Below are 13999 nucleotides of genomic sequence, written 5' to 3'. Positions count from 1 at the left end.
AAAAAGGGCGAAAAACATGCATAGATCACAAATTTCAACGTCTGGCACTCGAATACTTAAGGTGCTAAAAGCGCTTAAAGGTTATACGTTAACGGGATTATCTAACGGCGATATCGCAAAGATGATTAATGAATCACCTGTTAATGTTACCAGAGCATTACAAACACTAATCGAGGAAGGACTAGTAATTAAGTTAGATAATGGTTTGTTTGCTCATAGTGTGCAAATGTTGCAAATAGCCCAAGCGCATGCAATTCACATCACTAAAATGCAAGACCAAATAACAGAAATCAATCAGCGTATTACGGCTGGCGCAAGATAAGGATAACCAAAATGGCAAGACAAGCAAACAAAGCAAAAGAAGAAATTGAACTACCTGCAATTGATGAGCAAGGGATTAATGATGCAATGAATACCATAACTACGATTCAAAGTGAATATAACGAAGAGCGCGATCTAGTTAATCAGCTTTTAGGTCAGGCTCAAATGGCTGATGCTTTTAGTAAATTTTCCCGAACGGTTCGGACTTCTAAATTAGCATTTATAAAGCAAAATAAATTATATCAATTACTTAAAGGAAAGAAAACTCCGAACGGTTCGGAATTTTCTGGAACATGGGAGGATTTTTGTAATTTACTTAATCTATCCGTCGATAAAGTAGATTTAGATATTCAAAATTTACAATCATTCGGCGAAGAAGCCCTTGAGTCTATGTCTCGTATGGGCATCGGCTACCGTGAGTTACGCCAATATCGCAAACTGCCCGAAGACCAAAAAACGGCATTAATTGAAGTTGCTAAAGCTGGTGATAAAGAGGCATTAGTTGAATTGGCAGAAGAATTTATTGCTAAAAATGCTAAGGAAAAAGAGCAGCTCAAAAAAGAAAATAGTAATTTGCAAGCTGATTATAAAGCATTAAGCAAACGTAATGCTGATGTAGCGAAAGAAAAGGAAGAATTAGCAATAAAACTAGCTCAATTTGAAATGAAAACTGTGCCACTTGATGAGCGTTTAGAGCCATTTAAAAAACAGATAGCAGAAACGCAATCACGTATTGATGAGCTACTAGAACAACAACGGCAATACGTTGCATTAGCCGATAAGCTACAAAAAGAAATCATGGAAAATGATCCAGATTATGATCCTGAACAACCATATTCATTACCAGAGTCATTAAGAGCAACATTAACAATATTGCAACAATCATTAAAGCTAACGTCATCACAAAGTAAATTAATTTACAACGATTTCTGGGTGAATTTTAGTGATGATATCTTGCCAGAATTTAGTGAAACATTAATAGATAATTGATTTGGTTGGGTAAAAATATGATTGCGCCGAATATTCGTGAGTATCTAAATAATGTTGCTATCAAATTGGATAATGTCGGTCACGGTCAACGTGGACCAATATTGGATGAAGCACAAGCATTTTTAGGCTATTCAAGACAAACCATTTATAGGCTATTAAAGCAAGTTTGTGGCTGGTCTAGTGAGCGCAAAGCTAGAACAGATAAAGGAAAAATGACAGTTTCAAGTGAATCACTTTTAGCATTAGCAACAATGAGTCGCGAATCAGTGCGAGATAATGGCAAGCAAACAATGTTTACCACCACTGCACGTGGCATATTGGAACAAAATGGGCATGAAATTAATGTCAGCAATGCGACGCTTAATCGTTTAATGAGACAAAGGAAGCTAAATGTAAAAGCGCAACAAGTAGCAAATCCTGTACAGTCGTTACGCGCATTATATCCGAATCATGTTCACGAAATTGATCCGTCATTATGCTTGATTTATTACATGAAAAATAAACAGCATATTATGCGCGAACGTGATTTTTATAAAAACAAGTTAAAAAACTACGCAAAAGTTAAATACAAAGTCTGGCGTTATACTTTGTATGACCGTGCATCAGGCATGATTATACCTTGGTACGTTGAAGCTGCAGGCGAAAACCAACACTCATTATTCCAGTTTTTAATGTTTGCTTGGGGTAAGCAAGATGGGCGTTTATTTCATGGTGTACCAAAGCTATTGTATTGGGATAAAGGTTCGGCTAATACATCATCAGCAATCAAGAACTTGCTAGACCATTTAGAAGTTAAATATCTAGAACACGAAGCAGGTAATGCAAGAGCTAAAGGTGGCGTTGAAAATGCCAATAATATCATCGAAACACAATTTGAAAGCCGTTTAAAGTTTCAACCTGTCAGCAGTATTGATGAGTTAAATCATGCAGCAATGAACTGGGCGGAGGCATATAACGCCAATCGTTTACCAGGACAAGATACACGTTTGCGTCGTATTGGATTATCAGAACCCGTATCACGTCAATCACTTTGGCAACATATTACGGCAGAGCAATTACGCACATTGCCATCAATAGAAGTTTGCCAAGCCCTTATGGCAAGTCGTGAGCAAGAGCGACAAGTGAAAGCTGATTTAACCATTAGTTTCAAACATCCGCAAGCTGATAGTTCGCTTATTTATAGTTTAAAAGGCTTAGATGGTATTGCTGTTAAAGATAAAGTCAGTGTGCGTTCATTAGTTTACGGTGATTGTGCTATTCAAATTGAAGTACCTCGTTATGACGGTGAAGCACTGATTTATCGTGTTGAGCCAGACCGCAATTTTGATAAGTTTGGACAACGTTTAGATGCACCTGTGATTGGTGAGGAATATAAATCTAAAGGTAATACAGAAATTGAACAAGCAGCGAAAGCGATGGATCAAGTGGCATACCCAAACATGACCGAAGATGAAATCAAAAAAGCGAAGCAAAAACAAGTTGCGCCATTCGGCGGTCAGCTCAATACACTCAGTTATCTAGATGATATTAATCATCCTGCTTACTTTGAACAAAAAGGCAATGAAATTGAAACACCGGAACATTTAAAGCCAGCTACCACAACATTAACGTTAACCGCGGCTTTAATGCGTATTACCAGTTCAATTGGTCGCAGATTAACAACTGATGAAAATAAGTGGCTATCGGTTCGTTATCAAGATGGTGTACCGGAAGATTCGTTAGATTCACTAATTCGTACATTTACAACACCTGTTGCAATCGGTGACGGTACGACAGGGTTTAGGAGTGTTAAATAATGCTGAAATTAAAAAGCGTAATGACGCAATTCAATATCAAACAGGCACAACTCGCTAAGCATATTGATTATAAAGGCAATTCAATCAGCCAAGCAGTAATTAGCCAACTCGTTAATCACAATATTTGGCCACGCTCTATTAAGCATGAAGAACTAGAGCAGAAGATTGAAAAGGCATTAATAAAATTAGGTTTAAGCAATGATTATTTACTAAATATTTTTGAAGAAGAAACTGACACAGCCGAAATCTTGGCGGACGACGCTGTGCCAGTTGACTCAAATGAAAAACACTTAACAAAGGAGTCAGCCTATATGTTACTACGAAAACAAACTATAAATCGAGATGCGCGGGCACATTTCCGCATTCCTCGTGACCCATTCACTGACGAAATGACGGAAGACGCTGATGTTTATCTATCTGATGATATTCGTTATGTACGTGCAGCAATGCGTCAAACAGCAAAGCATGGCGGAATGTTGGCCGTTATTGGTGAATCAGGTAGCGGTAAATCAACACTGCGCCATGATTTAATTGATTGGATCAATATTAATCATGAACCAATAACAGTTATCGAACCGTATGTATTAGGGTTGGAAGATAACGAAATCAAAGGTAAATCACTTAAAAGTATGGATATTAGTGGTGCAATCATCAATGCGATTGATCCACAAGCAAAACCAAAACGTAGTGCTGAAGCACGAGCAAGGCAAATGCATACTTTACTTAAAAATAGCGCATTATCAGGTCGTAAACATTTAATGATTATTGAAGAAGCGCATGGTTTATCAATTCATACGCTTAAGCATTTAAAACGCTTTTATGAGCTACAAGAAGGCTTTAAAAAACTGCTATCAATTATTTTAATTGGCCAAACAGAATTACAAACAAAACTATCAGAATACAATCCTGAAGTTCGTGAAGTGGTTCAGCGTTGTGAAGTTGTGAACTTAAAACCACTTGATTTTAAAGTTGAAGAATATATCAAGCATAAATTTTCACGTGTTGATATGGACTATACAACGTTATTTGATTCATCTGCATTTAATGAAATCATCAATCGGTTACGTGTTGCAACAACACGTCGAGGTGAAAAGCAAGTGCGTTCATTATGTTATCCATTAGCAGTAAATAACCTTGTTTCTAACGCATTAAATCTAGCTGCACGCATTGGTGCGCTAAAAGTTACAGGTGAAATAATTGTTGAGTGTATCAAAGACCGAGGAGATATCTGATGAAAAAGAACCAACTAATCAGTAATAGCATCAATGCGGTTAATAAGGCTGTAAATATATTATCTAATGAAGAATTAACTGTCATTGGTTTTTATCATGATTCACTTTCAAAACCGACTATTGAAATTGAGCATCACCCTAAGTGCAATAAATATATAGATGCTGGTCAGGCAACGTATTATCGACACGAAGGGTACCATCGGTTTGGGCAGTTTGAATTAAATGGCTGTCGAATTATATGGAGAGAGTGCGATATTAGTCGCTTGCATTAATTTAATAGGAGCCATAAAAATGATAAAAGCAAAAAAACGTATTAAAGCAGCCGCATCTGTTTATGTAGTGCAATCCAAAGAGGAAGTAACATCATCAATTAGGAATTTAGGTGATATTCAACGTGAATTGATTCGCCTAGAAACAGAAATGAATGACAAAATAGCCGAAATAACGGCAAGCTATTCATCAACTATTGATTTACTAAAGCTTAAGTCTACACAACTACAGACAGGTATTCAAATTTGGTGTGAAGCAAATCGTGACGAACTGACTAATGGCGGTAAAGTTAAATCAGCTAATTTGATTACTGGTGAAGTCCAATGGCGTAATAGACCACCATCATGCACTATTCGTGGTTCAGAATCAGTTATTGAGGCATTGAAAGAACTGAAATTGAATCGTTTTATACGTACAAAAGAAGAAATCAATAAAGAAGCCATTTTAAACGAACCAAATGCAGTAGCACATGTTCCTGGCATCACTATCAAAAAAGATGTAGAGGATTTTGCGATAGTACCTTTTGAACAGGAGATTATCTAATCATGCAAACACAAGATTTTTATATTTTGCATCAATTTATATTAAGCCAGACAGCTAATTTTATAATTCACTGTAAAGAGTATGGTTTATCTGAGTTTGAAGCGGATCGCATCATTAACGAGCTAGAGGAATTAGCTAATGGCTAAATTCTCTAGCCCTAAACGTTATATGCCCGACCATTATATTTCAATCAGCCATGAACATTCATTTATGCGTGAAGTAACTGGTCAGGGTTATGTTGATGGAAAGCTGTACGATGAACTTTATGCTGAATATGTAAAATTAAAATCAGCTAAAACATTAAAACAGCGTTTTGTTAGTTTTTTAAGGTGTTTTTATGACAAATAATAATGAAAAGTATATTGAAAAAATCAAAAAACTTTTAGCGTTAGCGAAATCAACAAATCCCAACGAAGCTGCTATTGCTATGAATCAAGCCATCAAATTGATGGTAAAACATAATATCAGTAATAAAGATGTGGAATTATCTGAAATTGAGGAACATGTGTCAAAACATGCCCCTTCAAATGCAGAAAAACCACCAAGATATTTTTCAATATTAGTAAGTATCATTACAAGCGCATTTGGCGTGCGAGCTTACTTTACTTGGGAAAACAATAAACGAAAGGTTTCATTTTATGGACTTAGGGAACGACCACAATTAGCAGCTTATACCTTTGACGTTTTAAGTGTTCAATTAGTTAAAGCTCGAAAAGAATTCTTATCGCAACAAAATGGTAATTGTAAAAAAATCACTAAAATCAACCGAGCTGATGCGTTCTGTGTTGGCTGGGTTAATGGCGTTTATCAATTAATTGAAGATTTCGCAATGACTGATGAGGAACTAAATCTATTAGCTGAATATAGAAAGACAAAAGATTTATCACCCGCTAAGGTTAGAGATGCTAAAAAGTGTAATGGTTCGGACTCTTCACAATTTATTGGTTACTTACAAGGTAAAACCGCTCAATTGAATCATGGTGTATCAAATTCAGGTTATTCTCCATCACTAATAGGGGTTAAATAGATGAAATCTAAATATATCAAACTGATCCATATTGCAAAATCTCAACTTAATCTTGATGACGATACCTATCGTCATCTATTACTGAATATAACTAAAAAAACTAGCACCAAGGATATGACTGTTTGGGAACTGGAAAAAATTCTAAATAACTTTAAATCAAAAGGTTTTAAAGTTAAATCATCAAAAAAAACGGGGAAGATAACTGCTACAGAACCAGTTCATAAAAAAATACGATCATTATGGCTAGCACTAGCTGATGCAGGTGAAATCAAAAATCGTTCTGAAAAAGCTATCAATTCTTATGTAAAACGTATTACTGGTGTTGAAGTGATGGATTGGCTTACAAAAAAACAAGCAAGGGTTGTAATTGAAAGCCTAAAAAGTTGGCAAGCACGCATATAAAGGAATAAGTATGAAATTAACACGTTGCCCAATTTGTCATAACGAAATTAATTTAGAAGCATTAGTCGAAGATGTTTCTGGAAGAGAACTACTTATATTAGTAAGTAATTTAAGCTATGGCTGTGCTAAACCGATGATTGCCTATATTGGTTTATTTCGTACTCAAAAATCAAATTTAAGTAATTCTAGAGCAGTAAACTTAATTAATGAAGTTCTAAAATTATATCAACCAAGCAGGCATCTAGCTCACGCACTACGGGAAACAGTTAATAATATTCACGCAAAGCGTGCATTGGGTGAATACAAACCGTTTAAAAATCATAACTACTTAAAATCTGTTTATGAATCAACTAAGCATTTATTTGCATACGTTGAACATAAAGAAGAAGACAAACCCTCTCGTAGCAGTAATGAAGAGTATTTTGAACAGATGTATAGGGCTGGTGTTGACTTTAGTAAATTAGAAAAAAATATACCCGGTGCACTGGATTGGTATAAGAACAAAACAGGAGCGTAAATTATGACTAAGTCTGCAATGTCTATTAAACGTCATGAATTACTAACACATGTATCATTATCTGTAGCTAACGATGCGATGGATTACGGTTTACCTGAAGATATTGCAGCACAGTTAGGTGATAGCATTGCAAATACAATTTCAGAACTATTTGGAGGCCAAAACTTCACATTTCCGCGTGATTATATCTTTAAACTTAACCAACGTGATCTACAAATCTATGATGCATTTAAAGGTAACAACTATGCAGAGCTAAGCCAAAAATATAATATGACTGAACGTGGTATCAGGAAAGTAATTGACCGAGTTCATAAACGAATGATAAAAGAAAAACAACCAACACTGTTTGATTTTAATGACGCCTAATTAATTTTTGAGCAAAATTTTTTAGGCAATTTTTTATTTCATATTTTGTAACACTTTTTCAAAAAACAATTTCATTATTTCCCTGTTTATTTTGTTATATCCCATTTATCTCATCATTCTATTATTATTTATCATGTTCTATTTCAGATTGTTGCATTTACCAATACCGACTAAATTAGTTGTGTTAATATACCCAACTGGTTTAATATAAATCCAGTCAGTTTTAATTCCCAATGCGCCACACAATGATTGAATAGCTCCACTTTGGTCATAGCAATTGACCTTTTTAATTTTTTTTAAAAGATATTTCCTTAGATGTATATCGCCGCCATCAGAACAGTCGTTTTTATTCCACCAGTGCTCTTTTTCTATATAACTGGCATGCCCCATTTACAGCCTCATAAACCACCCCATGTTCACTGTGACAATATTTAGTTATTTTCCTTGCTGAAACAACAGTGTCTTGATCATTATTAATATCTGTATTTTTGAATAAAAAACGCAATACCTCAACCCAAACACCTTTCTTATAAAATTTAGCTGGCTCATCATAAAGTACAAAAGCCTCAAGTGGTATTTTTTCAGAAAAAAGACTATTTTTTGTCATAGCTGTATCATTATCTTCGCACTCTAACGAAAATGTCGGGGATATTAACCAACTAATCTGGTCTATATTACCCTCAAAAATAACTGATTCTTCATCTTTTATTAGTATTAATCAGCAAAAGTAAACTCAATATTATCAAATATCCATTGAGAAATTTCCATAACGTTTTGTTCTGCAAGGTTTACATACCATATTTTGAAATTACTATTATGAAAAAGTGCAATAATATTCCCTTCCATTTCTGACTCTTTATTCATAAGGGAAAAAGTTCCCAACTCCGCTTTATTATATGCAAAACGCCCAGAGGAATTATCAGTATTTAAACTGCGAATAAAATTAAATTTAGCCATAAAGTTTGCATCTTCTATAAATAAAAGTAGTATTTCAATTTCAACAAATTGGTCAGAATCTTTCATAGATACCTTATCTTTGGGTAGCACCCCTAACGCGACTCTTTTTGCCAATTTTTTATTATTTAAATTGTCAACATATTCTGTTTCCATTATTTGTGCAATTCGATAATTACTACCATTTATAGATTCAGTTGATAATTTTTCAGCTATATGTGTATTTAATGACATTTGCTTAATTTGTTTATCTTCAGATTGCTGTAAAAAATCTGAAAAATTAAATATATTATTATTTTTAATGATTTTTTTGTTTTTGAAATAATCTAAATAAGCTTTTATATTAGAGTTTGTTAGTTTGTTTAATGTAATACCAAATTCTTGAGAAAAAAATTGTTCTTGTGTTAATTCTATTGTTTCTTTTGTTACAACAACGGCTGACATAATATTTTCCTCTGGTGCTATATTGGCTAATGCTAATGATGAATTGGATAAGTTAACAACAAAACAAACCATCCCCAAAATAAATAAATTTTTTTTACCAAACAATTTTTGATACTCCTTTTAGAGGATAACCTCTAGTATGTTCATGACCTTTATATTTACCCTTGAAAGACTTTTCTATAGCTTCAAGTGTTAAAGGCAATTCAGTTAATGGTTTTGGATAAACAGATTCCTCTGGCGGTGTCCGCGCTCCAAGAATTTTGGCAATTCTTTGATTAAATTTAAAATTAACTTTTATATCTAACACTTCATTAGCATATTCTAGTACTGATTTATCTCCAATATAAGGACCGATTGTCGCATCTAAAATAATTCCTGTTTCTTTTAATCTAACAAATACATGATTGTCAAACGCCATTCGTATAGTCCCTTCACCCGGCTTACCAAATAATCTAGATTCAACTTTATTGCTATTATTAGATTTATAAAAAGGGTTATTACAGCTTCCAATTCCAACTAGGTTTGTCGTTTTTATATAACCAACAGGTTTCATATAAATCCATTTAGATATAATGCCTAATGCACCACATAATGACTGCACTGCCGCAGCTTGATCGTAACAATTTACAATATTTTTCTTTTTTGTAGAACCGAATAAGCCATACTTTGTCTTCGATAAATATCCCCTTAATTCAAACTCTCCCTTGTTTGACTCGTCCATAAAATAAGGTATATGAAAGTCAAAGGAAAAATAACTGCTCTTCCCATTTACAGCCTCATAAACCATCCCATGTTCACTGTGACAATATTTAGCTATTTTCCCTGCTGAAACAACAGTGTCTTGGTCATTATTAATATCTGTATTTTTGAATAAAAAACGCAATACCTCAACCCAAACACCTTTCTTATAAAATTTAGCTGGTTCATCATAAAGTACAAAAGCCTCAAGTGGTATTTTTTCAGAAAAAAGACTATTTTTTGTCATAGCTGTATCATTATCTTCGTACTCTAACGAAAATGTCGGGGATATTAACCAACTAATCTGGTCTATATTACCCTCAAGAATAACTGATTCTTCATCATCTTTTGCTGGCAAACTAAATTCGTTCGAGATAAATTTTTTGTTACCAAATGAAAGGATTAATTTAGCCTTGTTTCCAGATGTACTAATAGGCAATGCTGAACCGCAGACTGTTTTTAGTCTAACTTTAAGCTTTATTTTTTTATGATTTGCCATACTAGAGCTGCGGATAAAATAAACTGCGGGATTATCACTACAATCTTGATAGAAAAAATCGTCCGAATTGACTTGCGTAGTTGTCATTGAGGTTGATGATTTCCAAACTTTCCAATTTGCAATTGGTTTATCTTGTTGGCACACTCTAGTATAACTTTCAAGCCATTCAACCTCTGTAATTTTAATATCTACTTTGTCACAAGGTATGGTAGAACTACCTACAATTCTACCTGAACCGATGCTCGGTGGGGCAATTGGAGGGGTATTCGGCATTTACTCTACTCCTTCTATAACTATTTTTGCTAATGTTTTAGCTAAATCTTTTAAAGTGTAAGTGTTGGCTTTTATCTGCATCGCTATATCAGACCAATTTAGCCAATAACGGGTGAGGTCAGTATCAAAATGTTGTCCTAAGGCAAATAAAAATAATAAATAAATTGCTTGCTGCGTTAAATCCTGAAAATCATATTTAACTAATGCTTGTTTACGTCCCCATTCTATCAACTCCTGATAAATCGCCTCACCCGCAAAAGTGACTTTCTGGGGATAAATAAACTTAAAAAATTGTAACATATCAATAGTAAAATCATCTTCCTCTCCAACTGGTAGCTGACTAATTGATATCAAAAATATCATTTCTTTGAAATGAGTAGCATCCTCGCCTATTACTTTTTGTGTGTAGTCATTCAAATGTTCATACAATTGTGAGGCTCGCGACATTTCATTGCCGTCGGTTTGACTTAATATATTATGAAATAAAGTATACTGAATATCTATTTGAAAATGTTCACCTAACATAATCATGGTATCTAGATAAAGTCGAATAGTGTCAACTAATTTGAACTGATTTTCTTTTCCTCTTAGAAGTGCCTGTTCAATAACCCGTCTACTGTTTTTTTCAGTCATTAACTGAGCCCATAGTGGAAACACTTCCTTACAATGACTATAGTAATATGTAATGTCACGAGCCTGTGCCAATTCATCAAACATATCAATATCTTTTTCAGTAATCACTAGCTTCATGGATGATTTCCTATTTTATAGTCATTGTTATACTGATAATGTTGTTGACTTGATTGCCAGATAGCCCAACGGGTTTTACACAGGGTGCCTATGTAGTAAGGGTTTTTACTGGCTATTGACCAAAAACCTGCAAAGCACTGATGGTCGTAATAACGGAAGAAATGCTGACTGCCATCCTCTTTTTCAACATAAAGCAATTTTCGAAGTGTGTTAAACAGTGGGGTAAAGGCAATAGGGGTTTGTAACCATATTGGGGTTTCGTATTCTGTTTGATAAGTGACTAACGTCGAAATAAACGATGAATGGATAGCCGGTTTTAATTCAATTAATACCGGTCCAACTTCTGCCGATGACGCTTCAGACGTCCCCAAAAATAACGATTTATAACGTAAATTATCAATTTGTGATAATGATAAATAAAAACCCTTTAACAAGGCACAATCAACTAAAACATACCAATAATTCTCACTCGGAGCATCTGGTATAAAGGGTAATAACAAAGACGGCATACCGGTAACCTAATATTAAGTTAAAATAAATTTCTATTCTTCAACTCGACTTGGCTTTAATGGTCTTGTGGTTGGAACATAAATATCCCAAGTTTTTCTTTCGGGAATATCGCTGACGGTTTTATCACAAGAAACTGACACATACCAATATTCCGAAGGTATATTCCACAATTTTTTATGAGGATCATATTCTGCCCATTTAGCTTTGAGTGGCACTAAACACCTAGCAACAATAATTCTTAAATCGGGCTCTAATGACTCCCTGTGAGTATTGTTTTCTTTATTGTATGCTTCGATAACTTCAATTGCTTTATCATTAATATATTTTAAACCATGAATTAGCTCATTACCGTAATGTTTCTGTACATCCGTTAGAACATGTGAATGTGCATAATTTGTTATCAAACTAAAGAAAAAAAACAAAATCATTGTGTTTATAGATGTTTTCATATTATTTATCCTATTATAAGTTTTCCCACATATTTGCCATCGCTGTCTGATCTATTGCTAATTAAATAGTGATATAAATCATTCCATTTTTGTATTTCATAACAGGTAATACATCCTTCCGATAAATTCCCTACATGAACAAAATTACTATTATATGTTGGCGCATATTCTATCGGAAACCATACCGTATCATAAGCTAATGCTTTATACCCATTTGGATCAGTTCGATAATAATCTGTTGAATCTCGGTCTCCTGCTGTAAATGGAGCCAAAATATTATAAGTTCCATCAGGTAGTGGTTTTGAATGCAAGATTTGTTTATGATAAGGACTAAGTGGGTTTGTTTCTTTATAATCCACATCTGAATCAATGGTAATTAGTGCTTTATTTCCGTTAAAACTGAGCTCTGAAAATAATTGGTTCAATTCTTGTTTTCTAATAATAGATATTTCCCTTTTTCTGACTATTTTTTTAACGGTTAATGTTGCACCAGTCCCTCTGGAACAGTCAATTAAACATTTTGCCACATTTTTATTACTTAAACTTGCAATATTATTAGCATATCGACCTTCTTTAATCAAAAAATAGGTTCGGCCACCTTCAATTTTTTGAATAATGACTTTCGTATATTCACAGAGAAAAGCAAAATCATTACTCGGGTCTAATTTTACTTTTAACCAACCAGAGGTATCTATTGATTTAGTGTAACGGTGTTTTACAGTAACAGTTGTTACTACATTTTCGACATTATTCGTTGTATTGGCAGATATTGAATTACACATAAATTATTCCTTTTTTATGATATAACGTATTCAAACTTCACATTTTCAGCTTCGTCAGACAATATACATTCAGTTCGCCCCTCATTATCTGTTATACCTTCAATGACTTTGCCTGAACCCAACGTTAATTTATATTTAACATTAGCTAATAGCTCACCTTCTTCATTTTTTAATACAAATACTTTTTGATATTCATCAAGCGGTGGGGATACTTTTGCTGATGTATCAACCGGACAACGCTCAATAAAGGGGATACCGCTGCCAGCCAATGCTGTTAAAATCGCAGGATTAAGCGGAGCTCTTATACTCGATGGACTACCCGCATCACAAATATTTACCACCGGACCAATATTAATTTTCGGACCATTAATATCAATGCCTCCAGCATGCACAACAATAAAACTATTGCCTACTTTAAAGGTGATTTTATCGTGGCTTTCCAATACTAAATTGCCCTTGGTGTCCATGCTGACATTGCCAGCGACTTGTTGCATCAGGTCACCATCAACAATTAAGCTTTTATCTGCTAGTACTTTTTCAAGACTATTGGCTTTAATGGTTATATCTTGTTGCTGCTCCACAGTTATAATTCTATTGTTAGCCACCACTAGCTTATCATCATGTCCAATGCTAGTTGTACGGTCATAGTCAATGCGTTCATTTTTACTATTACGCACCTGTATATCCATATCTTTTTGTGCATGTAGATGCAAAAGTTCATTGCCAGTCGCATCGTCAAAACGTAGTTCATTGTGCCCCTTACCTTTGTGAGTTTGGGTTCGAAATACCGTTTGTGTTTTCTTTTCGGGTAATTGCACCGGCAAGGCCATGATGTCATTGTAAGTACAGCCAGTAATAATCGGCCTGTCAATGTCACCATTTATATAACTGACTATCACCTCTTGACCAATACGCGGTATAGCATAAAATCCATAACCTCGACCACTCCAGCCTTGCATAACCCGCACCCAACACGATGCCTTTTCGTCCGCCTCGTCATATAAGTTCCAGTGAAAGTGTACTTTCACCTGTCCCTGCTTGTTGGTAAAGATTTCTTCACCCGCTGGTCCCACCACCTCGGCCACTTCTGGACCATCAGCAATTGGTTTAGGTATAAACGTTGGGCGCCAGTTTTT

20 protein-coding genes are annotated in these 13999 nt (G+C 34.7%); 12 read left to right on the top strand and 8 right to left on the bottom strand.

Features of this window, described 5'->3' with window-relative positions:
• Positions 1-16 precede the first annotated feature (16 nt).
• The 12 genes from GA0061080_RS07115 to GA0061080_RS07065 all read left to right on the top strand — a co-directional run bounded on the left by GA0061080_RS07115 (position 17) and on the right by GA0061080_RS07065 (position 7464).
• Positions 17-322: a helix-turn-helix domain-containing protein gene (locus GA0061080_RS07115; RefSeq protein WP_091123264.1), complete on the top strand. Its 306-nt coding sequence runs from the start codon at positions 17-19 to the stop codon at positions 320-322.
• Positions 323-408: 86 nt separating this feature from the next.
• Positions 409-1311, top strand: coding sequence for a hypothetical protein (locus GA0061080_RS07110; RefSeq protein ID WP_439330222.1), 903 nt, complete (start codon positions 409-411; stop codon positions 1309-1311).
• Between the two features lie 17 nt (positions 1312-1328).
• A complete protein-coding gene (locus GA0061080_RS07105) occupies positions 1329-3107 on the top strand; it encodes a DDE-type integrase/transposase/recombinase (RefSeq protein WP_091123257.1) in 1779 nt (592 codons plus the stop codon).
• Complete coding sequence (locus GA0061080_RS07100) at positions 3107-4339, top strand: ExeA family protein (RefSeq protein WP_091123255.1); 1233 nt, start codon at positions 3107-3109, stop codon at positions 4337-4339. The genes GA0061080_RS07105 and GA0061080_RS07100 overlap by 1 nt, the downstream gene beginning before the upstream one ends.
• Positions 4339-4611, top strand: a complete 273-nt coding sequence (locus GA0061080_RS07095) for an HI_1482 family protein (RefSeq protein ID WP_065636005.1) — start codon at positions 4339-4341, stop codon at positions 4609-4611. Before GA0061080_RS07100 ends, GA0061080_RS07095 begins: the two co-directional genes overlap by 1 nt.
• 19 nt (positions 4612-4630) lie before the next feature.
• Positions 4631-5152 carry a host-nuclease inhibitor Gam family protein gene (locus GA0061080_RS07090; protein ID WP_091123252.1) on the top strand — a complete coding sequence of 174 codons (522 nt, stop codon included), beginning with the start codon at positions 4631-4633 and terminating at the stop codon, positions 5150-5152.
• Between the two features lie 2 nt (positions 5153-5154).
• Entirely contained in the window at positions 5155-5298 is a 144-nt protein-coding gene (locus GA0061080_RS12570; protein ID WP_167349200.1) for a hypothetical protein, read from the top strand.
• Positions 5291-5500: a hypothetical protein gene (locus GA0061080_RS07085; protein WP_091123248.1), complete on the top strand. Its 210-nt coding sequence runs from the start codon at positions 5291-5293 to the stop codon at positions 5498-5500. The genes GA0061080_RS12570 and GA0061080_RS07085 overlap by 8 nt, the downstream gene beginning before the upstream one ends.
• Complete coding sequence (locus GA0061080_RS07080) at positions 5490-6179, top strand: DUF2786 domain-containing protein (protein ID WP_091123246.1); 690 nt, start codon at positions 5490-5492, stop codon at positions 6177-6179. Before GA0061080_RS07085 ends, GA0061080_RS07080 begins: the two co-directional genes overlap by 11 nt.
• Entirely contained in the window at positions 6180-6581 is a 402-nt protein-coding gene (locus GA0061080_RS07075) for a gp16 family protein (protein WP_091123242.1), read from the top strand. It abuts the gene before it with no gap.
• 10 nt (positions 6582-6591) lie between these two features.
• Positions 6592-7098: an HI_1489 N-terminal domain-containing protein gene (locus GA0061080_RS07070; RefSeq protein WP_091123239.1), complete on the top strand. Its 507-nt coding sequence runs from the start codon at positions 6592-6594 to the stop codon at positions 7096-7098.
• Positions 7099-7101: 3 nt separating this feature from the next.
• Entirely contained in the window at positions 7102-7464 is a 363-nt protein-coding gene (locus tag GA0061080_RS07065) for a Mor transcription activator family protein (RefSeq protein WP_202112856.1), read from the top strand.
• 346 nt (positions 7465-7810) lie between these two features.
• On the opposite strand, the gene GA0061080_RS07060 is transcribed toward GA0061080_RS07065, so the two are convergent.
• The 8 genes from GA0061080_RS07060 to GA0061080_RS07025 form a co-directional block, all read right to left on the bottom strand.
• A complete protein-coding gene (locus tag GA0061080_RS07060) occupies positions 7811-8071 on the bottom strand; it encodes a hypothetical protein (protein WP_091123235.1) in 261 nt (86 codons plus the stop codon).
• Between the two features lie 107 nt (positions 8072-8178).
• Complete coding sequence (locus tag GA0061080_RS07055) at positions 8179-8967, bottom strand: hypothetical protein (RefSeq protein ID WP_091123231.1); 789 nt, start codon at positions 8965-8967, stop codon at positions 8179-8181.
• Complete coding sequence (locus GA0061080_RS07050) at positions 8957-10372, bottom strand: hypothetical protein (protein ID WP_091123228.1); 1416 nt, start codon at positions 10370-10372, stop codon at positions 8957-8959. Before GA0061080_RS07050 ends, GA0061080_RS07055 begins: the two co-directional genes overlap by 11 nt.
• Positions 10373-11122: a hypothetical protein gene (locus tag GA0061080_RS07045; protein ID WP_091123225.1), complete on the bottom strand. Its 750-nt coding sequence runs from the start codon at positions 11120-11122 to the stop codon at positions 10373-10375.
• The gene (locus tag GA0061080_RS07040) at positions 11119-11631 is read right to left on the bottom strand and encodes a DUF4123 domain-containing protein (protein WP_091123221.1); all 513 of its coding nucleotides are present in this window, start codon (positions 11629-11631) and stop codon (positions 11119-11121) included. The genes GA0061080_RS07045 and GA0061080_RS07040 overlap by 4 nt, the downstream gene beginning before the upstream one ends.
• A gap of 33 nt (positions 11632-11664) precedes the next feature.
• Positions 11665-12081, bottom strand: coding sequence for a hypothetical protein (locus GA0061080_RS07035; RefSeq protein WP_091123218.1), 417 nt, complete (start codon positions 12079-12081; stop codon positions 11665-11667).
• A 5-nt stretch (positions 12082-12086) separates the two neighbouring features.
• On the bottom strand, positions 12087-12863 hold the full coding sequence (locus GA0061080_RS07030) for a hypothetical protein (RefSeq protein WP_091123215.1): 777 nt from the start codon (positions 12861-12863) through the stop codon (positions 12087-12089).
• 14 nt (positions 12864-12877) lie between these two features.
• Positions 12878-13999: type VI secretion system Vgr family protein (locus GA0061080_RS07025; protein WP_141683107.1), on the bottom strand; the 1122-nt coding region annotated here is incomplete at its 5' end.

The sequence above is a fragment of the Gilliamella intestini genome, assembly GCF_900094935.1.
Taxonomy (GTDB): Bacteria; Pseudomonadota; Gammaproteobacteria; order Enterobacterales; family Orbaceae; genus Gilliamella; species Gilliamella intestini.
The sequence above is the reverse complement of the archived record's forward strand: the minus strand, read 5'-3'. Positions and strand labels throughout refer to the sequence as shown.

What these genes read in the sequence shown, in the direction of transcription:
- GA0061080_RS07085 (WP_091123248.1), top strand. Translation starts at nt 5,291, where the DNA reads ATGGCTAAATTCTCTAGCCCTAAACGTTATATGCCCGACCATTATATT.
- GA0061080_RS07060 (WP_091123235.1), bottom strand. Translation starts at nt 8,071, where the DNA reads ATGACAAAAAATAGTCTTTTTTCTGAAAAAATACCACTTGAGGCTTTT.
- GA0061080_RS07090 (WP_091123252.1), top strand. Translation starts at nt 4,631, where the DNA reads ATGATAAAAGCAAAAAAACGTATTAAAGCAGCCGCATCTGTTTATGTA.
- GA0061080_RS07070 (WP_091123239.1), top strand. Translation starts at nt 6,592, where the DNA reads ATGAAATTAACACGTTGCCCAATTTGTCATAACGAAATTAATTTAGAA.
- GA0061080_RS07095 (WP_065636005.1), top strand. Translation starts at nt 4,339, where the DNA reads ATGAAAAAGAACCAACTAATCAGTAATAGCATCAATGCGGTTAATAAG.
- GA0061080_RS07110 (WP_439330222.1), top strand. Translation starts at nt 409, where the DNA reads ATGAATACCATAACTACGATTCAAAGTGAATATAACGAAGAGCGCGAT.
- GA0061080_RS07105 (WP_091123257.1), top strand. Translation starts at nt 1,329, where the DNA reads ATGATTGCGCCGAATATTCGTGAGTATCTAAATAATGTTGCTATCAAA.
- GA0061080_RS07100 (WP_091123255.1), top strand. Translation starts at nt 3,107, where the DNA reads ATGCTGAAATTAAAAAGCGTAATGACGCAATTCAATATCAAACAGGCA.
- GA0061080_RS07080 (WP_091123246.1), top strand. Translation starts at nt 5,490, where the DNA reads ATGACAAATAATAATGAAAAGTATATTGAAAAAATCAAAAAACTTTTA.
- GA0061080_RS07115 (WP_091123264.1), top strand. Translation starts at nt 17, where the DNA reads ATGCATAGATCACAAATTTCAACGTCTGGCACTCGAATACTTAAGGTG.
- GA0061080_RS07035 (WP_091123218.1), bottom strand. Translation starts at nt 12,081, where the DNA reads ATGAAAACATCTATAAACACAATGATTTTGTTTTTTTTCTTTAGTTTG.
- GA0061080_RS07045 (WP_091123225.1), bottom strand. Translation starts at nt 11,122, where the DNA reads ATGAAGCTAGTGATTACTGAAAAAGATATTGATATGTTTGATGAATTG.
- GA0061080_RS07050 (WP_091123228.1), bottom strand. Translation starts at nt 10,372, where the DNA reads ATGCCGAATACCCCTCCAATTGCCCCACCGAGCATCGGTTCAGGTAGA.
- GA0061080_RS07065 (WP_202112856.1), top strand. Translation starts at nt 7,102, where the DNA reads ATGACTAAGTCTGCAATGTCTATTAAACGTCATGAATTACTAACACAT.
- GA0061080_RS07030 (WP_091123215.1), bottom strand. Translation starts at nt 12,863, where the DNA reads ATGTGTAATTCAATATCTGCCAATACAACGAATAATGTCGAAAATGTA.
- GA0061080_RS07040 (WP_091123221.1), bottom strand. Translation starts at nt 11,631, where the DNA reads ATGCCGTCTTTGTTATTACCCTTTATACCAGATGCTCCGAGTGAGAAT.
- GA0061080_RS07075 (WP_091123242.1), top strand. Translation starts at nt 6,180, where the DNA reads ATGAAATCTAAATATATCAAACTGATCCATATTGCAAAATCTCAACTT.
- GA0061080_RS12570 (WP_167349200.1), top strand. Translation starts at nt 5,155, where the DNA reads ATGCAAACACAAGATTTTTATATTTTGCATCAATTTATATTAAGCCAG.